The following is an 18,996-nucleotide window of genomic DNA, read 5'->3' on the forward strand; positions in this document are numbered from 1 at the left end:
GAAGACTACTTTGCTGCAGCCTTGAGCTTGCTGCCGGCGGTGAGCTTGACGCGGTGGCCAGCGGCGATCGCGATCTCTTCACCGGTCTGCGGGTTGCGGCCGGTGCGAGCGGCGGTAGCCGTGCGCTCAACTCCGAGCCAGCCCGGGATGGTGACCTTGCCGTCGTTTGCAACGGTTTCGGCGAGGGCTGCGAAGAATGCGTTCAGAACGCTGTCAACTGCAGTCTGGCTCTGTCCGGAGTCAGCGGCAACCTTGGCAACGAGCTCGGTCTTGTTCAGCGACTTGTCAGCCATTGAGTGTCCTCCTCGGACCTTCGTCTGTATAAACAGCTATTTCGTGAGGCGGTCGACGCTCCGAAGGAGCGACTCCGTTGGTCGGTTCGACCGCGTTGAATCTAGCAGATTTCGGCCAAGTTCCGCGTATTTCCGGCGTTTTTTGGTCATTTGGCCCGGCGTTTCGCGACAATTACGCTCCGGGCTGACAAAGCACCGTCAGAGCGCCGTCAATCCGATGCATGAGAACCCTTAAAACGAAAAGGGATGCCGACAGTGTCGGCATCCCTTTTCGGAATGCATCTGGTTACCCAATGCCACAGTTCGCGAGGCGAACGTCAGCGCAAGTTACCAGCTGGACTTCGTGATGCCCGGCAGTTCACCCTTGTGCGCCATGTCGCGGAAACGAACGCGCGAGATGCCGAACTTGCTGAGGTGACCACGGGGACGACCGTCAACCGCGTCGCGGTTGCGCAGGCGTACCGGCGAAGCGTCGCGGGGGAGCTTCTGCAGGCCGAGGCGTGCAGCTTCGCGGGACTCGTCGGTTCCGTTCGGGTCGACGAGAGCCTTCTTCAGCTCAAGACGCTTGGTGGCCCAACGTGCGACGATCACCTTGCGCTGTTCGTTCTTGGCAATTTTGCTCTTCTTCGCCATGTTTAGCGCTCCTCACGGAAGTCAACGTGCTTGCGCACTACGGGATCGTACTTCTTGAGCACGAGGCGGTCGGGGTTGTTGCGACGGTTCTTCTTGGTCACGTAGGTGTAACCGGTGCCGGCCGTCGAACGCAGCTTGATGATCGGACGTACGTCCTGAGCTTTAGCCATTAGATTTTCTCCCCACGTGCGAGCAGGTCCTTGACGACCGACTCAATGCCACGAGCATCAATAACCTTGATTCCCTTAGCCGAAAGCTGCAGCGTGACGCTGCGGCGAAGCGACGGAACAAAGTACGTCTTCTTCTGGATGTTCGGGTCGAAACGACGCTTGGTGCGTCGGTGCGAGTGCGAAATGTTGTGTCCAAAGCCGGGAACGGCTCCGGTCACCTGGCAAGTTGCTGCCATGGTTCTCCTCCAATACCGAAGGGCGAATGCCCTTCCCAAGATCTCTTGTCGGCGAACAGGCGCCCACTCACTCGGTCAAGCAGAACTTGAAAAAGGAGGGGATGCGTTGTCCGCAATGCACGCACAGATATGCGCAGCAGGGGTCAACATTACGCGCTCCGGGCGTGTCGCGCAAACCGGCGACGGCGGCCAGGGGGCGGGGGAGCGGTCATCCGCTCACTCCCGGCGTCAGGCGCTCGCTCACGGGGTCATACTTGTACAGGCGATCGCGATGGTCGTCTTCCTGTTGCCCCGCGCGCCGCGGGCACAACGGATGCCGTGGGCAAGCGAGAAGAGGTGACCAGCTGATGGACAGTCATAGATTCTGTGCACCTGTACGCGCGGTCACGGAGCCAGCCTCGGCCTGAGGTTTTCGGTTGCCGGTGCCCGGCGGTCAGTGTGCACAGCTCACTACTCGTTGGCGCGGGGCAGAACTCCGCGCCCTGGCACGCTCCTCACCCCCTTGCGGGCGGAGCTGACAACAGGAACCGCCATGACTCTGATCGACAACGGCGTGTACGTCAACGGACGACGCACCGAAAATCTCGACACCCTCGAAGCCACCTACAACGCCACCCGGACCCGGAGTGGAATGGCCTGGATCGGGCTCTATCGCCCGAGTCCCCAGGAGCTCTACTCGGTTGCCGAGGAGTTCGGGCTGCATCCGCTCGCCGTCGAAGATGCGCTCAAGGGTCACCAGCGTGCGAAGCTCGAGCGGTACGGCGAGACATTGTTCGTCGTGCTGCGGCCCGCCCGCTACGTGGACGCGCGGGAAGAAGTCGAGTTCGGCGAGCTTCATGTCTTCGTCGGCCCGGGGTTCGTCGTGACGATCCGGCATGCCGAGTCGCCCGACCTCGTTGCCGTGCGCCGCAGGATGGAGGCGCATCCCGAGCTGCTGGGACTCGGTCCCGAAGCCGTGCTCTACGCGATCATGGACGAAGTCGTCGACCAGTACGCACCGGTCATCGCCGGCATCGAGAATGACATCGACGAGATCGAAGACCAGCTCTTCGGGGGCGATACCGAGGTCTCGCGGCGCATTTACGGGCTGCTCGGCGAGGTGACCGCGTTCCAGCGCGCTACCCGCCCGCTCGTTGGCATGCTTGAGGCGCTCCGGCGCGGCTCAGACAAGTACAACGTCAACGAGGAACTCCAGCGCTCGCTCCGGGACGTTCTCGATCACGTGCTGCGCATCTCAGAGCAGGCCGACAACTTTCGGATCCTCCTGCAGAATGCACTGACGGTTCACTCCACGCTGACAACGCAACGCCAGAACGACGAGATGCGTCGTCTTTCGGAGGCCAGCCTCGAACAGAACGAGGAGACGAGGAGGCTCTCCGAGACGAGCCTGGCGCAAGGCGAAGAAGTGAAGCGGATCTCGTCGTGGGCGGCGATTCTCTTTGCACCGACCCTCATCGGCACCGTCTATGGAATGAACTTCGACGACATGCCCGAACTGCACTGGCAGTTCGGCTACCCACTCGCCGTGGCGGCGATGGCCGTCATGGGCGGCGGCCTGTGGCTCATTTTCAAGCGCAATCGCTGGCTCTAGCTGCGACCGGGGGAGCGGGGGAGCGGCTAGTGGTGGAACCCGGCTGTCGGCCCTTCGACCGGCATCGGCGACTCGAGCGCCTCGAGGTAGGCGGTCTCTTCGACGATGTCGGCCAGCAGATCCTGCGCGATATCCATGCTCAGCCCGTTCCGCACCACAATCCGCTGCACGGTCAGCTCCTCGAGGTCGGCCGGCATTGGATAGGCGGGAACCTGCCAGCCCTTCATCCTCAGCCGGTCAGACAGATGGTAGAGATTCCACTTGTCGGTGTGCCCCTCCTTCTGCTTCCACGCGAAGACCGGGAGGTCTGAGCCATCGCTGACCAGCTCGAACGCGTCGATTTCGCCGATTCCTCCCGACAAATAGAGCGCGACATCCTGTGACGCCTGCTGAATCGCCCGGTAGCCCTCGCGCCCGAGGTGCAAGAAGAGGTAGTACTGCAGCAGTACTTGGGCGCCGGGCCGGGAGAAGTTGAGGGCCAGGGTCGGCATGCTGCCGCCGAGATAGCTGACGTTGAAGATGAGGTCGGCGGGAAGGCAGTCGGCGGTGCGCCAGACCACCCAGCCGAGACCCGGGTAGACCAGACCGTATTTGTGGCCGGAGGTGCTGATCGAATGCACCCGTTCAATCCGGAAGTCCCAGACCAGGTCGGGCTGCAAGAACGGCGCGATCATGGCACCGGATGCCCCGTCGACGTGGATCGGCACGTCGTAGCCGGTCTTCGCCTGGATCGCGTCGAGGGCGGCGGCGATCTGCTGCACCGGCTCGTAGGCTCCGGTGTAGGTCTGGCCCATGATGGCGACGACGCCGATCGTGTTCTCGTCGACGTACCGGTCGAGGTCGTGGCCGTCGAGCACCGGATGCTCCGCGCTGATCGGCACGTAGCGCGCCTCGACATCCCAGTAGTTGCAGAATTTCTCCCAGACCACCTGCACGGCGCTGCTCATGATCAGGTTCGGCAGACCGGTCGGTTTGCCGACTGCATGCCGGGCGAGCTGCCATCGCCGCTTGAGGGCGAGCCCGCCAAGCATGCAGGCTTCTGACGAGCCGATGGTCGAGGTTCCGATCGTTTTCGCGACGTCGGGACAATTCCAGAGACCGGCGATCATTCGCCAGCAGTTGTCTTCGATGGCCGCCGTCTGCGGGTACTCGTCTTTGTCGATCATGTTCTTGTCATACGACTCGGCGTAGATCTTGTCGGCGTAGTCGTCCATCCAGGTGCTCACGAAGGTCGCCAAGTTGAGGCGCGCATTGCCATCGAGCATGGTCTCGTCGTGGACGAGGTGGTACGCCGCCTCCGCCTCCATCCCGGTGTCCGAGATGCTGTGCCGATGGGATGCGGTAGCGCTGGGCGGGCGGCGGAAAGCCGGGGCCGAGCCCGTCGGAGCTGACGTTCCTGTCGGAGCTGTCGATCCCGTCGAGTCTGGAGGTGTCATGCGCGGGTCCCTTCGAGGCAGGGGTCGTGCCGAGTCGCGCCTACTCGCTCAGGTGCGTCGTGCACAGGCCGTTTAATTCGACCCTGCCACCGACCGCCCGCGAAAGCGAGGGCTACCGCTCGCGCTCGCCCGATCTGGGCGATACCGCGCCCTGAACGGCGCGGGTTAGGCGGGCTGAGGCTCCGTCGTGCGATGCAAAGCCTCGACGAGGGGAGCCAGCTCGGGAATCTGCTGAGCTGCGTCGAGTGATTGTGCGAGGGCGGCGTCGTGGATCGGTCGCACCTTCTCGACCAGCTCATGACCGAGTGCCGTCAGCTCGGTATAGATCCCTCGGCGGTCGTCGAGGCAGAGGATGCGCGTGAGCAGTCCCCGGTCTTCGAGCCGGTTGACCAGGCGCGTCGTCGCGCTGCTCGACAGGGCGCTCGCCCGCGCGAGCTGCTGCATCCGCATGTGCCAGCCGTCTTGGCGGCCGAGGGCATCGAGCACCGTGTACTCGACCACCGAGAGGTCGGCCTCGCGCTGCAGTGCGCGCTCCAGATCGGCCTCGATGGCCGCGTGCAATGCGGCCAGCGTGCGCCAGCCTTGGGCCCGCACTTCGACGGCGGTGTCTTCGATGCCCATGTTCACCCTCCAGAGATCGCAAAATATCGTTGCTTGCGCATTTAGAACGCGCGTGCAACTATTAACCACGCGTCTGCAACTAACAGCGTACGCGTTCTTTGCGTTTCTGAACAGAACTCACGAGGTTTTCTCAATGCCATTAGGTCTCATTGCACTCGCCATCGGCGGGTTCGGAATCGGACTCACCGAATTCATCATCATGGGGTTGCTGCCCGAGGTCGCCGCTGATTTTGCCGTCGATCCGACAGCGGCCGGCTGGCTGATCACCGGCTATGCGCTCAGCGTCGTCGTCGGCGCCTTACTCCTGACGGCCGCGGTCAACCGGTTCAACCGCAAGAAGGTGCTGGCCTGGCTGATGGTGCTCTTCATCCTCGGCAACCTCGTCTCGGCACTCGCGCCGACCTACGAGATCATGTTGCTCGGCCGCATCATCGCGGCACTCTGCCATGGCTCGTTCTTCGGAATCGGCTCGGTCGTCGCCGCGAGCCTCGTCCCGGAGAACAAGAAGGCCGGCGCGATCGCCATCATGTTCACCGGACTCACCGCCGCCAATGTGCTCGGCGTTCCGTTCGGCACGCTGCTCGGTCAGGCCGCCGGCTGGCGGTCCACGTTCTTCGCAATCACGCTCATCGGCGTGATTGCGCTGATCGGACTGCTCGTCTTCATCCCGCGCACCGCTGCCGCTGCGGCCGGCACACGCAGCCTCGGCAACGAGTTGCGTGTCTTCAGATCGCCCCAGGTCTGGCTGTCGCTCGGCGTGACGGTGCTCGGCTACGGCGGAATGTTCGGTGCCTTCACCTACATCGCCTTCACGCTCACCGAGGTGACGGGCTTCTCCGCGGGCGCCGTGCCGTGGCTGCTGATCCTCTTCGGCATCGGCCTCGTGATCGGCAACATCGTCGGAGGCAAGGCGGCCGATCGCTCCCTCGACACGACGTTGATCGTGCTGCTCGGCGGCCTCGTCGTCATCCTGGTCGTCTTCGCACTCACCGCCCAGAACCCGGTGATGACTGTCATCGTACTCGTGCTGATGGGGTCATTCGGCTTCGGTACCGTGCCCGGTCTGCAGATGCGGGTGATGCGACAGGCTCAGGATGCGCCGACGCTCGCCTCAGGGGCCAACATCGCCGCGTTCAACCTCGGCAACGCCCTCGGCGCCTGGCTCGGCGGACTGACGATCGCCGCCGGACTCGGCTACACCTCGCCGATCTGGGCCGGCGCGGCGGTCACCGCCGCGGCCGTTGTACTGCTGGGCGGGGCGATGCTGCGGGCGAACGCGGCGTCTCGGCGTTCGGTGTCGCCGCTGTCCGCGCCGGCGCCGGTGGCGGTGCCGGAGTTCGCCGAGTAGCCCGCTTCTGCTTCCACCCTCGCCTTCGCCTCGCCACGTTTCGCTACGTTTCACGCATTTACCCTCACAACCCGCAAGGAGCATCATGTCTGTCCCCACCCTCACCCTGAACAACGGCGTTGAGATTCCACAGCTCGGATTCGGCGTCTTCCAGGTGCCGGACGCCGAGACGACCACCGCCGTCAGCCGGGCCCTCGCCGCCGGCTACCGCAGCATCGACACCGCGGCCATCTACGGCAATGAGGCGGGCGTCGGGCGCGCGATTGCCTCATCCGGAATCGCCCGCTCGGAGCTCTTCGTGACCACCAAGCTGTGGAACAGCGACCAGGGTTACGACAGCGCCCTAGCCGGCTTCGACGCGAGCCTGGCGAAGCTCGGCCTCGACTCGGTCGACCTGTTTCTGATCCACTGGCCGGCGCCGGCGAGCGATCGCTACCTCGACACCTGGCGGGCGCTCGAAACGCTCTACGCCGAGGGGCGGGTGCGGGCCATCGGCGTCTCCAACTTCCTGCCAGACCAGCTGCAGCGCATCCTCGACCTCGGCGGCACCGTGCCCGCCGTCAATCAGATCGAACTGCACCCAGCCCTGCAACAGCGTGACGTGCAGGAGTTCAACGCGGCGCACGGCATCGTGACCGAAGCGTGGAGCCCGCTGGCTCAGGGTGCGGTGCTCGCCGACCCCGTTATCGTGGCGATCGCCGAGCGCGTGCACCGCACTCCGGCACAGGTGGTGCTGCGTTGGCATCTGCAGCAGGGGCGCGTGGTGATCCCGAAATCGGTCACCGCGACGCGCATCCGGGAGAACCTCGACCTGTTCTCCTTCGAGCTGACGGATGTCGACCTCGCGGCCGTCTACGGGCTCGAGCGCGACGGCCGTACCGGCCCGCATCCCGCGACCTTCAACGGGTAGCCGGCGACAGAGCCCGCCGACGAGTCGTCGATCGTCGCGTTCACACGATCACGGGTCCGTTGGTCGAGCTTGTCGAGACCTCGCGACCCGACCCCTGAAGCCGGGTCGGGTCTGAAGACTGGCTCGCCGGATCTCGACAAGCTCGATCACCGGGATGGTCAGGGAGCAGCGCGGGTCAGGAAGCGGCGGGCGGCGCGGAATCCGGGGCTGCAGCAGCAGCCGTGCACGCCGCACAGAGACCGAACACGTCCACGACGTGCGCGGCCTGGGTGAAACCGTTCTGGGCCGCGACGTTCTTTGCCCAGGTTTCGACGGCATCCGCCTCGATCTCGATGGTGAGCCCGCAGTTGCGGCAGATCAGGTGGTGGTGGTGATCGTTGGTGCTGCAAGCCCGGTACAGGCTCTCGCCCTCTGGCGACTGCAGGGAGTCGGCGTCGCCTTCGGCCGCGAGGTCGGCGAGAGCGCGGTAGACCGTCGCCAGGCCGATCGGGGAGCCGGTGGCGTGAAGCGTCGAATGCAGGCCCTGAGCACTGACGAACCCCTCGGTGTGGTCGAGTGCTTCGCGCACGGCCTCACGTTGCCAGGTGTTTCGCTTCATGCTCTCAACCGTAACCGTAAGCGTCCGAGGGAGTGAACCCCCACCGCCACCAGGAAGAACCCGGCGGCCACCAGTGAGATCGCGGGCCCCGCCGCCACGTCGAGCGCGCGGGAGAGCAGCACCCCGATCACGCCGGATGCGGCACCGAGCAGGGGAGCGAGCAGGAAGATGCGAACCGGGCCGCGCACGAGCAGCCGGGCCGCCGCCGCGGGCGCCGCGATCAGCGCGATTGCCAGGATCGCACCGACGGCCGGCATCGCCGTGACCACCGTCGCGGTGATCAGGGCCAGGCAGAGCAGTTCGATCGGCCATTCCTTGTAGCCGGCGGCGCGAAAGCCGCTGCGGTCGAAGGTCGAGAAGAGAATCTCCTTGCCGAAGAGCACGAGCACCGCCACGGCCGCCACCAGCACACCGCCGACGAGCAGGATGTCGCCGGTCGTGACGGTGAGAATGGACCCGATCAGAAACGAGTCGACGTGCACGGGCAGCGAGGGATTCAGGGTCTGCAGCAGCACGCCGAGGGCGAATCCGGCCGTGAGCACAATGCCGGAGGCGACTTGGGAGCCTTGCCGGTTGGTGCGGCCGATCAGAGTCATGATGCCGACGATGATCACACTGGCCGCTGCGGCGCCGAGCGGGATGCTGACGCCGAGCATGGCCGCGGCAACCGCTCCGGGAAAGGTGGCGTGGGTGAGCGCCTGGGCGAAGAAGGTGCGCTGGCGCAGCACGACGAGGGAGCCGACCAGTCCGCTGAGCGCGCCGATCAGGACTGCGGCGACCAGGGCCATCTCGAAATAGCCCATCAGATGGTCTTCCCGTCATGGGCGGCTCGGCTGCCGGCGCCGGCGATGACCTCGATGGAGTCGCTGACGGTGAGATCGTTCCTGGCGTGCGTGCGTGTCGTGCGGCGCCGCATCCGGTCGATGCCGAGCCGGGCAACCAGGGCAACCGCGTAGCCGGCGACGAGCACGAGCACGACGGTGGCCCCGCTCGGCAGGTCGATTCCCGCATTGACCGAGGCTTCGAAGCCGAGCGTCAGGCCGACCCAACTGGCGAGGGCCGCGAAGACGGCGGCGATCGGGAACAACCACCAGAGGCGCACGGTGATCAGCCGGGCGACGGCCCCAGGAACGATGAGCACGGCGAGCACGAGCAGGTTTCCGACCGCGCTGGATGCGGCGACCACGACGAGTGCGATCGCCACGTTCAGCACGAGGTCGAGCACGAGCGGGCGGTACCCGCCGGCCCGGCTGCCGGCCGGGTCAAAGGCGCGGAAGACCTGTTCCTTGAGCGTCAGCCCGATCAGGATCAAGGCGATGACTGCGATCACGATGGTCTGCACGACCTCGGTCGGCGTCACCGTGAGCAGTCGTCCGAAGAGGAGGGACTCGAGTTGGCCGGCGTAGTCATCGTTTTGGGAGACGACGATGACACCGACGCTGAACATGGCGGTGAGCACGATCGCGATGGCGGCATCCGAGGAGACGGCCTTTCGCACCAGCAGTGTGAGGATGACGGCCGCGAGAATGGCGGCGATCATCGCCCCGACGAAGAGGCCCTCCCGTCCGCCCCAGACGAAACCGATGGCGATGCCAGGGAAGACCGCATGGGTGAGGCCGTCGCTGATGAATTCGAGGCCGCGCAGGGTGACGAGCACACCGACAACGCCGGCGACGACGCTGAGCACCAGCAACACGATGAGCGCACGCATCATGAACGGGTAGCTGAACGCGTCGATGAGGGGGATCGCGAGCGGGGCAGCGACGTGAAACAACTAGCAGCCCTCGTGATCGGGCACGACGATGGTGTGCTCGTCGAGCTCGACGCCGACCTCTTTGAACGCCTGCTGCACATTGGCCAGGGTGAGCACCTCGTCGCGCGGGCCGAAGGCCACCTGCGTGCCGTTCAGCAGAAGCACCGACTCGCAGACCGCCCGGGCCAGGTCGAGGTCGTGGGTGGAGACGAGTACCGCGACGCCGCGTGCTTTCAACCGTTCAACCGTCGCGATCAGCGCGTCGCGGTTCTTCTGGTCGAGGCCGTTGAACGGCTCGTCGAGAAGCAGCAGGCCGGGGGTGGATGCGATGGCCCGCGCGAGCAGTCCACGCTGCTGCTGCCCGCCGGAGAGTTCACCGAAACGGGTGTGAGCGCGGTGAGCCAGACCGACCGCATCCAGCGCCTCGGTCACTGCCGCCCGGTCACGCTTGCCGGGCAGGCGCAGCCAGCCGAGCGAGCGATAGCGGCCCATCATCACGACCTGGGCGAGGGTGATCGGAAATTCGGGGTCGAGTTCGCCGGCCTGCGGCACGTAGCCGATCGACCCGACCGGAGCGGGGGAGGAGCCGAGCACGGCAACCGTGCCGGCGGTGCGTGCGATGAGGCCGAGGATGCCCTTGAGCAGTGTCGACTTGCCGGAGCCGTTCGGTCCGATGAGTGCCACGGCCTCGCCGGCACGGATGTCGAAGCTGATTCCCTCCAGCGCCGGCGCCTGGTCGTAGGCGAAAGAGGCGTGGGACACCGCGAGAACGACGGAGTGTGCGGCGGCCGGCCCGCGGTCGTCTTTCGCGGACGTGCTGCGCGGGGTGGTCTCGTTCACGAGGTCCACTATCTCAGTTCGGCAGGAACGGCACTCGGCGTGACGCCCCAGGATTCGAGGATCAGGCGCACATTGTGCAGCTGGCTGGCGATGTAGGTGGCGCCGTCGCTGCCGGCCGGGCCGAGCGAGTCGCCGTAGAGGGCGTTGTCGCCCGAGTAGACCGCCACCTGAGCTTCTTTCGCGATGGTGTCTGCCGCCTTCGGGTTGATCGAGGCCTCGGAGAACACGGCTTTCACGCCGGTCTTCTTGATCAGGGCGACGAGGGTGTCGATGGCTGCGGCGCTCGGCTCGGCATTGTCGTCAAAGCTCGGCATGACCGAGCCGACATAGGTCACGCCGTAGGCGGCGGTGAAATAGCCGAAAGCGTCGTGATTGCTCACGAGCAGACGTTCGCCGGCAGGAACCTGGTCGATGTTCGAGTGGATCCAGCCGTCGAGTGTCGCGAGCTTGGCGGTGTACGCCGTGGCGTTGGCCTCAAACTCGGCGGCGTGGGCGGAGTCGGCCTGCGCAAGGCCGTGGGCGATGGTGCCGACCATTCTCTCGGCGTTGGCGACGGCGGTCCAGATGTGCGGATTGCCGCCGGCGTGGTCGTGAGCCGCGTCGTGCTCGGCAGCGTCGTGCTGGTCGGCCTCGTCGTGGGTGGCATCGTGCGCGGTGTCGTTCGCCGCGGCATCCGAACCGATGTCGATTCCCTCATCGGAATCGATGGTGACGCCGTCGAAACCGGAGGCGGCGATGGCGTCATCGAGCCATTCTTCGAGGCCGACGCCGTTGATGACGAGCACGTCGGCCTTGCCCAAGGCAGCCAGATCAGCGACCGAGGGGTCGAAACTGTGCGCGCTCTGGTTCGGCTTGACCAGCTGGGTCAGCGTCACACCGGCCGTGTCGCCGACGATGTTGCGAGTGAAGTCGCCGACCTGGGTCGTTGTGGCCACCACGTTGAGCGTGCCATCGGCCGAGTCGCTGGTGCCACTGGCACCCGCGCCGGTGCCGGCTCCGGTGGTTCCGGCGCAGCCGGCCAGGGTCAGCAGAGCGGCCGCAACGAGGGCGGGGACGGCGAGTTTCTTGAAGGGCACTCTGCAAAACTACGGCTATTGATAATGATTGTCAAAAGCAATAAGCGCTCGTTCCGTGCCTAACCCCGCGCGGGTTCACCCCGCCGAGTTTGCGCGTTCCGGTCGAGTTACCCCAGTGTGCCGGGCAAACTCGACCGCAACGCGCAAGCTCGGCGAGAGAAATACAGGCTCAAGCGCGGGGCGGCGAGAACGCTGCGTGCCCCCCCCCCCCCTGACGGGCTAGTCGAGCAGCAGCGCCGGCTCCTCGATGATGCTCGCGACGTCGGCGAGGAAGCGCGACGCGACATCCCCGTCAACGACCCGGTGGTCGAAACTCGCGCCGATAGTGGTCACGAAACGCGCGCGCACTTCGCCGTCGACAACCCACGGCTTCTGCTTGATCGTGCCGAGGGCCACGATTCCGGCCTCGCCCGAGTTGAGGATCGGGGTTCCCGTGTCCATGCCGAAGACACCGATGTTCGTGATGGTGATGGTTCCGTTGGCCATCTGCGCGGGGGAGGTCTTGCCGTCGCGCGCGGTGATGGTGAGCTGCTCGAGCGCGCCGGCCAGCTGCAACAGGCTCATGTCCTGTGCTTCTTTGATGTTCGGAACGATCAGCCCGCGGGGGGTCGCCGCGGCGATCCCGAGGTTGACGTAGTGGCGCACAATGATCTCTTCGTCAGTGAACGTCGCGTTCACCGTGGGGTTGCGGCGTACCGCCCAGATCATCGCCTTGGCCATGATCAGCAGCGGCGACACCTTGACGCCGGCGAAGTCGGTCGAGGTCTTCAGACGCTTGACGAACTCCATCGTGCGGGTGGCGTCCACGTCGACGAAGAGGCTGACGTGCGGCGCGGTGAAGGCACTCGCCACCATGGCCTGGGCGATCGCCTTGCGCACGCCCTTCACCGGGATGCGCTCTTCACGGTCGGTCGGCCACTCCGGCGTCTGGATGTTGCGGAACACGCTGACCTGGGTCGCCTCACGCAGCACGTCTTCGCGTGTCACGTCACCGATCGGGCCGGTGGGGGTGACGATGCTGAGGTCGACGCCGAGATCTTTGGCCAGCTTGCGGATCGGCGGCTTGGCCAGCACACCGGCGGCCGACATCGCCGGGCGGGCCGGCGGTGGCGGTGTCATCGGGGCGGCGGCGGCTGGCGCTGCAACGGCGGGCGGCGACATCGATTCGTGAGCGACCGCTGCGGCGTTGTGACGGATGCGCCGGGTCGGCATGGTCGCCGAACTCCCGCGCCCGACGAGCACCTGGGGTGCCTTCGACTCCGACTCACCGGAGATCGTGTCCGAGGTGTCGACGGCGGCTTGCGCGAGTTCACGCTGCTCGGCGGAGGCGGCCGGTGCGGCAACCGGGGGAGTGGCAGCGGGTGCCGCAGCATCCGTTCCGGCGTCGGCGTCAGCGTCGGAGAGGATCGTGATGATCAGGGTGCCGACGTCGACAGTGGTACCGGCCGGCACCAGAATCTCGCCGACCACGCCGACGTAGGGGGACGGCAGCTCGACGAGCGACTTCGCAGTCTCAATCTCAACGAGCACCTGGTTGATGGTGATGGTGTCGCCGGGGGCGACCTTCCATTCCACGATCTCGGCCTCGGTCAGCCCTTCCCCGACATCCGGCAGAGTGAATTTCGACACGCTCATAGTGTGCCTTTCTTGAGGTTCTGAATCGGAATGATGAGAAGCCTCACGCTCAGTAGGCGAGGGCGCGATCGACGGCCTCGAGGACGCGGTCGGGGCTCGGCAGGAAGTGGGTCTCCACGGCAGCCGGCGGGAACGGGGTATCGAAGCCGGAGACACGCAGCACCGGTGCCTCGAGCCGGTAATAGGCCCGCTCGGCAATGGTGGCGGCGATCTCGGAGCCCAGGCTGACGAAGCCGGCGGCCTCCTGCGCCACGACGACGCGGCCGGTCTTCTCGACCGAGGCCAGGATCGGCCCGTAGTCGATCGGGGAAAGGCTGCGCAGGTCGACCACTTCGAGGCTGATTCCCTCGGCGGCGGCGATGTCGGCGGCCTGCAACAGCACACTGACCATGGCGCCGTGGCCGATGACGGTGACGTCGGTTCCGGCGCGCACGACGCGACTGGCGTGCAGCGGTGCGCCGGCCTCGGCGAAGCTGACCTCGCCCTTCGGCCAGTAGCGGCTCTTCGGTTCGAAGAAGATGACGGGGTCGTTCGAGGCGATCGCCTCACGCATCATCCAGTAGGCATCGTGCGGGTTCGACGGGCTCACAACGCGCAGGCCGGGGGTGTGCGCGAAATACGCTTCCGGGCTCTCCTGGTGGTGTTCGATCGAGCCGATGTGTCCTCCGTAGGGTATGCGGATGACGATGGGCATGGTCAGTTCGCCCTCGTGGCGGTTGCGCATGCGTGCCAGCTGGCTGGTGATCTGGTCGAAGCCGGGAAAGACGAATCCGTCGAACTGAATCTCGCAGACCGGACGGAAGCCACGCATGGCCAGGCCGATCGCGGTGCCGATGATGCCGGATTCGGCCAGCGGGGTGTCGAGAACGCGCTTCTCGCCGAATTCGGCGTGCAGGCCTTCCGTCACCCGGAAGACGCCGCCGAGTGGGCCGATGTCCTCGCCCATCAGCAACACCTTGGGGTCGTCGAGCAGCGCCWGGCGCWGGCCGGTGTTCAGGGCCTTCGTCATGGTGAGGGTCGTGGTCGTGCCAACGGAAGCCGTCGCGGCGTTGGCCGTCACGGCTCCAACGGTTGAAGTGGTCGTGTCGCTCACGCGTCGCCTCCTTCGAAGGATGACTCGTAGCGGTCGAGCCAGGCCTTCTGTTCATCGATCAGCGGGTGCGGTTCGGCATAGACGTTGTCGAAGATCACCGAGCGGTCCGGGCTACGGATCTCGAGCGCGCGACGGCGCACATCCGCTGCATAGTCCGCTGCTTCCTCGTCGATGGCGGCGAAGAAGTCACTTCCGGCGCCGCGGCCCTCGAGATAGGTACGGAAGCGGGCGATCGGGTCGCGAGCCACCCAGCTGGCGAGCTCGTCGGTGGTGCGGTACTTGGTGGGGTCGTCGGCGGTGGTGTGGGCACCGATGCGATAGGTGAGCGCTTCGATCAGGGCCGGGCCCTGGCCGGCGCGCGCGTCATCCATGGCCTTCGCCGTGACCGCGAAACTGGCGAGCACGTCATTGCCGTCGACCTGAACGCTCGGAATACCGAAGCCCGTGCCGCGCAGGTACAACGGCGAACGCGATTGGCGCTCGACCGGCACCGAGATGGCCCAGTGGTTGTTCTGCACGAAGAAGACCTGCGGGGTCTGGTAGCTGGCTGCGAAGACGAGCGCCTCGTTGGCGTCGCCCTGCGAGGAAGCCCCGTCGCCGTAATAGACGATGACTGCCGCGTCGGTTTCCGGGTTGCCGGTGGCCGTCGAACCGTCGAGCTGCATGCCCATGGCATAGCCGGTGGCGTGCAGGGTCTGCGAGGCGAGCACGAGTGTGTAGAGGTGGAAGTTGCCGTGCTCTTCCGGGGTCCAGCCGCCGAGGGTGACACCGCGCAGCATGCGCAGGATGTCGACCGGGTCGAGGCCGCGGATCATTCCGACGACGTGTTCGCGGTACGACGGGAAGATGTGGTCCTGAGCGCGGGTCGCGTAGGCGGAGCCGACCTGGGCGGCTTCCTGACCGTGGCTTGGCACCCAGAGCGCGAGCTGACCCTGGCGCTGCAGGTTGGCCGCCTCGGTGTCGAAGCGGCGCACCACGGCCATGTCGCGGTAGAAGCGGCGGTAGTCATCCTCACCGAGACGCTCAAGATACGGCAGGTATTCCTCTGCGGATTCGGTGGGAGCGAACACCCCTTCTGGGGTGAGAAGCTGCACCGTGGGCAGAGTGTGTGCGGGCACGGAGGCGTTATTCATAGAGTCTGCCACCGTACTAACTTAGTCGCCGGGCCGCCGTGGCCGCGGGTACGGCCTCGACAATCTCCCGGGAGATACGTCGGAGATCCTGCATTGCTTGCTCCTCGCCAATTGAAATGCGGATGCCTTCCGGATGGAAGGGTCGCACGATAAGTCCTGCCGCGTTCAACCGTTCGGCGACCTCGGCGGTCACCTCTCCGGTTGGCAGCCAGATGAAATTGCCGTGAGGCTTCGGGATGTCCCAGCCCTGCTCGACGAGGTCATTCCAGAGCGCGTCGCGCCGTGCACTGATCGTGTGCACGCGGTCCATCAACTCACGGCTGTGCTCGAGCGAGGCGATGGCGGCGGTTGCCGCCTGCGCCGTGACCGAGAGCGGGATCGCGGTAGCACGCGCCGCGTCGAGGATGGCAACCGGTCCGAGGGCATAACCGACGCGGAGGCCGGCCAGACCGTAGGCCTTCGAGAAGGTGCGCAGCACGACCAGGTTGGGGTAGCGAGCCAGCAGCACCGGACCGTTGACAGCGCCGGGTTCCGTCACGAACTCGATATATGCCTCATCGAGAATAACCAGGAGATCGCGGGGAACGACGGCCATGAATGCGTCGAATTCGTCGCCGGTGACGATGCTGCCCGTCGGATTGTTCGGTGTGCAAACGATGACGACGCGGGTGCGACTCGTAATGGCCGCGGCCATCTCGGGCAGATCATGCCCATGATCGGCGCGGTTCGGCACCTGGATGCTTGTTGCGCCGGCCACCGTGACCAGTGACGGGTACGCCTCGAATGAACGCCAGGAATAGATGACTTCGTCGCCGGGGCCGGCTGCCGCGAGGATCAGTTGGGCCAAGAGGGCGACCGATCCGGATCCGACGTGTACCTCGTCTGATTCGAGTCCGAAGCGCGCGGCAAGCTTTTCACGCAGAGCAGACGCCGTGGCATCGGGGTAGCGATTGAAGGCGGTCTCAGCCTGAACCGCCTCGATCACACCGGGAAGCGGGTCGAACGGGTTTTCGTTTGACGAGAGCTTGAATGCGGCAGCGTCGGCGGCTCGGCCCTGCCGGTAGGCGGGGAGGGCGACGATTTCAGGGCGCAGTCGAACAGTTTGCTGGTCAGAAGGGCTCACTCCGCGAGTCTACGCCGCGACATATTCGAGTAATTGCATGTGATTGCGCGGCGGTCGGGAGGCTCGTGCCGGGCAGCATCCGTCGGTTCAGCCGAGCGAGCCCGTTCCGGCGGTGCCATAGTTAACCCATGGCCCGATTTCTGCTCAAGCTGACACTCAACGCAGTCGCTCTGTGGCTCACCACCATCATCGTGGCCGGCGTTCACGTGGTGCCCTACGCGCCCGACACCGTCGCCACCATCCTGACCTACCTGCTCGTCGCGGTGATTTTCGGATTCGTGAACACCATCATCGGCACAGTGGTGAAAATCGTCGCGATTCCGCTCTACATCCTCACCCTCGGCCTGATCTCATTCATCATCAACGGCCTGCTCCTGATGCTCGCCGCATGGATTTCCAGCCTGTTCGGGTTCGGCCTGGTCATCGAAAGCTTCTGGTGGGGTGTGCTCGGCGCGCTGGTGCTCGGCATCATCAGTTGGCTGCTCGGCCTCCTCATTCGTCCTGTGACACGTCGGGACTACTAACTCGCGCCCGAAGAACTGACTCACGCCGGCCGAATTGACTTGCGTCGATCGCAGCCCGGCCGCGCTAATTGACCGGCGAACGGGTTCCGCGCCAGATTCCGGCACGTCCGTCTGTAGTTCCCACCACCTGCACAAGCTGCTCCCGAAAAGCGTGCAGCCTCGGCTCCGGCGACGAATCGATCAGACGAGCCGTCTCCTGATAGGTGGACATGCTGTGCGCCGGGAGCAGAACCCCGTCGGGAAGCGGATCTGACGCGAAAACCTCCCGGCGCACGAGAAGCCGCCCGGTCGCTGCGTCAGACGTTCCACCCATCCCCGGCACAATGTCGTCGGTGTGCTCCACGGCGACGGTGTCGACGCCGGCGGGAACCGGCACACTCCCACTTGGGGCGCCGAAGGTGACGGTCGCGACACTGGTGAACTCACCGGATGCCGCGACCTGCGCCGCAATCAGCCCGCCCTGCGAGTGTCCGACCTCGATCACCGGCTCGCCCGGCCGGATTCCCGCTTCACGCATGGCCTGCACGACCGCCCGATACGAACCGGACTCCTCCTCGGCCACGGCCGCGAGATTTGAGGTGAGGTCCCACGGCTCGGCAGCCGCAACCGGACTCCAGTCCACCGTGCCGCCGATGTAGACCACCCAGGCCGCAGAGCCATCGCCTCCGTAGCGTTCGACACGCACTTGGCCGCCCTCCGTCGAGAGATCGGGGATGCGTGCGGCGAGTTCCGCGAGGCCTGCCGGCGGCGACGCCCGCACCACGTCGGGCGTTCGGCCCGGCACCGGATGCCCCGCGCGACCTCCGGAAACCGGCAGGCCCTGACGAGGCGCACGGCTCGAGCCTCCGGGGCCTCCCGGAAGCACAGTCACCGGTGTCTCGCGCAATAAACCGTGGGGGCGGGCGACCGCCAGCACTCCCGCCGCCGATGTCGTGACACCGAGCAAGCCGATGCCGTCTTCGCCGATCGCACGCGCAACCGGCAGGGGCAGGCCGATTGCACCGGCCGCGACGTCGTCGAGCGATGACACGGTAGCCCGCACGAGCGCAGCCGCCAGTGGGCTGGTGAGAAGGCGCGGGTCCACGTCGAAACCCCCGCTTGAATCCGTCGCCGGGGTCGGCCGGCCCGGTGCGGTCACTGCCTGCCTGAGCAACCAGATCACAACGCCCGTGGTCAGCGCCGGCATCGCCGACAGGGCCACCAGGGCGGCGAGCTGCGGAAACCGGCCGATCATCCAGCCGAGTGTCGAACCGGTGAGCAGCGCGGCATGCTCAGCCTGCCGCTCGGCACGCGCGTAGCCCTCAGCGGCGGCGTTCAATGCGTCGGCCAGCCGCTGGCTCTCGGCTTCCACCACATCGATCGCAATTGTCGCGCTCAGAACATCGACGCCCGGGTCGCGCGGTGACCACGCTGGGGCCGGTGCGACGGTCAACCCGCGGATGCGTGTCAGCCTGGCCTGCCAGTTCAGTGCCGCCGAGTGGAGCATCCGCATCGTCGTCTCTTGGGCGAGGAGTGTGTCGGTGCCGACGAGGGTCGACCCCCCGCCCGAGACGATGAGGCGTCCGGTCGACTCCTGCTCCGGCCGTTCGTCGCGCGTGTCGCGCCCCTCCGCCCCTGCCGCCTCCCGGGCCAACTACTCGACCCCTCTCAGCCGCGCAAGTCCCGCACTCACGGCATCACAGGCGTCATCGATCGCACGAGCGGCGCGCTCGAGTGCTATACCGAGTTCTCGGGCCCGCTCGGCGTAGCCGCGCTCTGCAGCTGAGTGCCACCGATAACCGGGTGTGCCGGTTACAAGAGTGTGGACGATTTGAGCCTGCCCCTGCACCTCCTCGCGCACGGTGCTCAGCAGCCACAGCTGTTCACGGAGCGCGACGAGCCGCTCGGCGTTTGCGACGCCCGTGAAAAGCGCAAGCCCCTCTGCGTCCACGACGCCTCCCCGATTCAGATGTGGCGAGTGTGGCACGCGGGTCGCTCCTGGAG

21 protein-coding genes are annotated in these 18,996 nt (G+C 66.0%); 4 read left to right on the top strand and 17 right to left on the bottom strand.

The window, feature by feature from the left end:
• Window positions 1–5 precede the first annotated feature (5 nt).
• From AB4Y63_RS08680 to rpmB, 4 genes are all read right to left on the bottom strand, one after another.
• Window positions 6–293: an HU family DNA-binding protein gene (locus AB4Y63_RS08680; protein WP_441790656.1), complete on the bottom strand. Its 288-nt coding sequence runs from the start codon at window positions 291–293 to the stop codon at window positions 6–8.
• A 327-nt stretch (window positions 294–620) separates the two neighbouring features.
• Window positions 621–926: a 30S ribosomal protein S14 gene (gene rpsN, locus AB4Y63_RS08685; RefSeq protein ID WP_441790657.1), complete on the bottom strand. Its 306-nt coding sequence runs from the start codon at window positions 924–926 to the stop codon at window positions 621–623.
• 2 nt (window positions 927–928) lie between these two features.
• A complete protein-coding gene (gene rpmG, locus AB4Y63_RS08690; protein ID WP_066598602.1) occupies window positions 929–1,096 on the bottom strand; it encodes a 50S ribosomal protein L33 in 168 nt (55 codons plus the stop codon).
• The gene (rpmB, locus tag AB4Y63_RS08695; protein ID WP_179579733.1) at window positions 1,096–1,332 is read right to left on the bottom strand and encodes a 50S ribosomal protein L28; all 237 of its coding nucleotides are present in this window, start codon (window positions 1,330–1,332) and stop codon (window positions 1,096–1,098) included. The genes rpmG and rpmB overlap by 1 nt, the downstream gene beginning before the upstream one ends.
• Window positions 1,333–1,864: 532 nt before the next feature.
• Here rpmB and AB4Y63_RS08700 point away from each other — a divergent pair.
• Window positions 1,865–2,923 (top strand): magnesium and cobalt transport protein CorA, encoded by a 1,059-nt coding sequence (locus AB4Y63_RS08700; RefSeq protein ID WP_441790658.1) that lies wholly within the window; start codon window positions 1,865–1,867, stop codon window positions 2,921–2,923.
• Window positions 2,924–2,949: 26 nt separating this feature from the next.
• Here AB4Y63_RS08700 and AB4Y63_RS08705 read toward each other — a convergent pair whose 3' ends face one another.
• Both AB4Y63_RS08705 and AB4Y63_RS08710 read right to left on the bottom strand, forming a co-directional pair.
• Window positions 2,950–4,359 (bottom strand): glutamate decarboxylase, encoded by a 1,410-nt coding sequence (locus tag AB4Y63_RS08705; RefSeq protein WP_441790659.1) that lies wholly within the window; start codon window positions 4,357–4,359, stop codon window positions 2,950–2,952.
• A gap of 165 nt (window positions 4,360–4,524) precedes the next feature.
• Window positions 4,525–4,980: a MarR family winged helix-turn-helix transcriptional regulator gene (locus AB4Y63_RS08710; RefSeq protein WP_441790660.1), complete on the bottom strand. Its 456-nt coding sequence runs from the start codon at window positions 4,978–4,980 to the stop codon at window positions 4,525–4,527.
• Between the two features lie 133 nt (window positions 4,981–5,113).
• Here AB4Y63_RS08710 and AB4Y63_RS08715 point away from each other — a divergent pair, with 133 nt between their 5' ends.
• On the top strand, window positions 5,114–6,328 hold the full coding sequence (locus AB4Y63_RS08715; protein ID WP_441790661.1) for an MFS transporter: 1,215 nt from the start codon (window positions 5,114–5,116) through the stop codon (window positions 6,326–6,328).
• Between the two features lie 85 nt (window positions 6,329–6,413).
• Window positions 6,414–7,238: an aldo/keto reductase gene (locus tag AB4Y63_RS08720; protein ID WP_441790662.1), complete on the top strand. Its 825-nt coding sequence runs from the start codon at window positions 6,414–6,416 to the stop codon at window positions 7,236–7,238.
• A 175-nt stretch (window positions 7,239–7,413) separates the two neighbouring features.
• On the opposite strand, the gene AB4Y63_RS08725 is transcribed toward AB4Y63_RS08720, so the two are convergent.
• From AB4Y63_RS08725 to AB4Y63_RS08765, 9 genes are all read right to left on the bottom strand, one after another.
• Window positions 7,414–7,836 (bottom strand): Fur family transcriptional regulator, encoded by a 423-nt coding sequence (locus AB4Y63_RS08725; protein ID WP_441790663.1) that lies wholly within the window; start codon window positions 7,834–7,836, stop codon window positions 7,414–7,416.
• Window positions 7,833–8,639, bottom strand: a complete 807-nt coding sequence (locus AB4Y63_RS08730) for a metal ABC transporter permease (RefSeq protein ID WP_441790664.1) — start codon at window positions 8,637–8,639, stop codon at window positions 7,833–7,835. The genes AB4Y63_RS08725 and AB4Y63_RS08730 overlap by 4 nt, the downstream gene beginning before the upstream one ends.
• A complete protein-coding gene (locus AB4Y63_RS08735) occupies window positions 8,639–9,610 on the bottom strand; it encodes a metal ABC transporter permease (RefSeq protein WP_441790665.1) in 972 nt (323 codons plus the stop codon). Before AB4Y63_RS08735 ends, AB4Y63_RS08730 begins: the two co-directional genes overlap by 1 nt.
• Entirely contained in the window at window positions 9,611–10,429 is an 819-nt protein-coding gene (locus AB4Y63_RS08740) for a metal ABC transporter ATP-binding protein (RefSeq protein ID WP_441790666.1), read from the bottom strand.
• A gap of 8 nt (window positions 10,430–10,437) precedes the next feature.
• Window positions 10,438–11,505, bottom strand: a complete 1,068-nt coding sequence (locus AB4Y63_RS08745; protein ID WP_441790667.1) for a metal ABC transporter substrate-binding protein — start codon at window positions 11,503–11,505, stop codon at window positions 10,438–10,440.
• A gap of 219 nt (window positions 11,506–11,724) precedes the next feature.
• On the bottom strand, window positions 11,725–13,140 hold the full coding sequence (locus tag AB4Y63_RS08750; RefSeq protein ID WP_441790668.1) for a dihydrolipoamide acetyltransferase family protein: 1,416 nt from the start codon (window positions 13,138–13,140) through the stop codon (window positions 11,725–11,727).
• 49 nt (window positions 13,141–13,189) lie between these two features.
• A complete protein-coding gene (locus tag AB4Y63_RS08755) occupies window positions 13,190–14,149 on the bottom strand; it encodes an alpha-ketoacid dehydrogenase subunit beta (RefSeq protein WP_441790760.1) in 960 nt (319 codons plus the stop codon).
• A gap of 80 nt (window positions 14,150–14,229) precedes the next feature.
• Window positions 14,230–15,366: a thiamine pyrophosphate-dependent dehydrogenase E1 component subunit alpha gene (locus AB4Y63_RS08760; protein ID WP_441790669.1), complete on the bottom strand. Its 1,137-nt coding sequence runs from the start codon at window positions 15,364–15,366 to the stop codon at window positions 14,230–14,232.
• A 16-nt stretch (window positions 15,367–15,382) separates the two neighbouring features.
• Complete coding sequence (locus AB4Y63_RS08765) at window positions 15,383–16,489, bottom strand: histidinol-phosphate transaminase (protein WP_441790670.1); 1,107 nt, start codon at window positions 16,487–16,489, stop codon at window positions 15,383–15,385.
• Window positions 16,490–16,617: 128 nt separating this feature from the next.
• Here AB4Y63_RS08765 and AB4Y63_RS08770 point away from each other — a divergent pair, with 128 nt between their 5' ends.
• A complete protein-coding gene (locus AB4Y63_RS08770; RefSeq protein WP_441790671.1) occupies window positions 16,618–17,013 on the top strand; it encodes a phage holin family protein in 396 nt (131 codons plus the stop codon).
• Window positions 17,014–17,077: 64 nt separating this feature from the next.
• Here the strand turns inward: AB4Y63_RS08770 and AB4Y63_RS08775 are convergent, their stop codons facing one another.
• Together AB4Y63_RS08775 and AB4Y63_RS08780 are read right to left on the bottom strand one after the other, a co-directional pair.
• Window positions 17,078–18,646, bottom strand: coding sequence for a hypothetical protein (locus AB4Y63_RS08775; protein ID WP_441790672.1), 1,569 nt, complete (start codon window positions 18,644–18,646; stop codon window positions 17,078–17,080).
• A complete protein-coding gene (locus AB4Y63_RS08780) occupies window positions 18,647–18,943 on the bottom strand; it encodes a hypothetical protein (protein WP_441790673.1) in 297 nt (98 codons plus the stop codon).
• Window positions 18,944–18,996: the final 53 nt, after the last annotated feature.

It is taken from the genome of Leifsonia sp. YAF41, assembly GCF_052113185.1.
In the GTDB taxonomy this organism is placed as follows: domain Bacteria; phylum Actinomycetota; class Actinomycetes; order Actinomycetales; family Microbacteriaceae; genus Cryobacterium.

Coding starts and splice junctions, on each gene's coding strand:
- AB4Y63_RS08680 (WP_441790656.1), bottom strand. CDS start 293: ATGGCTGACAAGTCGCTGAACAAGACCGAGCTCGTTGCCAAGGTTGCC.
- rpsN (WP_441790657.1), bottom strand. CDS start 926: ATGGCGAAGAAGAGCAAAATTGCCAAGAACGAACAGCGCAAGGTGATC.
- rpmG (WP_066598602.1), bottom strand. CDS start 1,096: ATGGCTAAAGCTCAGGACGTACGTCCGATCATCAAGCTGCGTTCGACG.
- rpmB (WP_179579733.1), bottom strand. CDS start 1,332: ATGGCAGCAACTTGCCAGGTGACCGGAGCCGTTCCCGGCTTTGGACAC.
- AB4Y63_RS08700 (WP_441790658.1), top strand. CDS start 1,865: ATGACTCTGATCGACAACGGCGTGTACGTCAACGGACGACGCACCGAA.
- AB4Y63_RS08705 (WP_441790659.1), bottom strand. CDS start 4,359: ATGACACCTCCAGACTCGACGGGATCGACAGCTCCGACAGGAACGTCA.
- AB4Y63_RS08710 (WP_441790660.1), bottom strand. CDS start 4,980: ATGGGCATCGAAGACACCGCCGTCGAAGTGCGGGCCCAAGGCTGGCGC.
- AB4Y63_RS08715 (WP_441790661.1), top strand. CDS start 5,114: ATGCCATTAGGTCTCATTGCACTCGCCATCGGCGGGTTCGGAATCGGA.
- AB4Y63_RS08720 (WP_441790662.1), top strand. CDS start 6,414: ATGTCTGTCCCCACCCTCACCCTGAACAACGGCGTTGAGATTCCACAG.
- AB4Y63_RS08725 (WP_441790663.1), bottom strand. CDS start 7,836: ATGAAGCGAAACACCTGGCAACGTGAGGCCGTGCGCGAAGCACTCGAC.
- AB4Y63_RS08730 (WP_441790664.1), bottom strand. CDS start 8,639: ATGGGCTATTTCGAGATGGCCCTGGTCGCCGCAGTCCTGATCGGCGCG.
- AB4Y63_RS08750 (WP_441790668.1), bottom strand. CDS start 13,140: ATGAGCGTGTCGAAATTCACTCTGCCGGATGTCGGGGAAGGGCTGACC.
- AB4Y63_RS08760 (WP_441790669.1), bottom strand. CDS start 15,366: ATGAATAACGCCTCCGTGCCCGCACACACTCTGCCCACGGTGCAGCTT.
- AB4Y63_RS08770 (WP_441790671.1), top strand. CDS start 16,618: ATGGCCCGATTTCTGCTCAAGCTGACACTCAACGCAGTCGCTCTGTGG.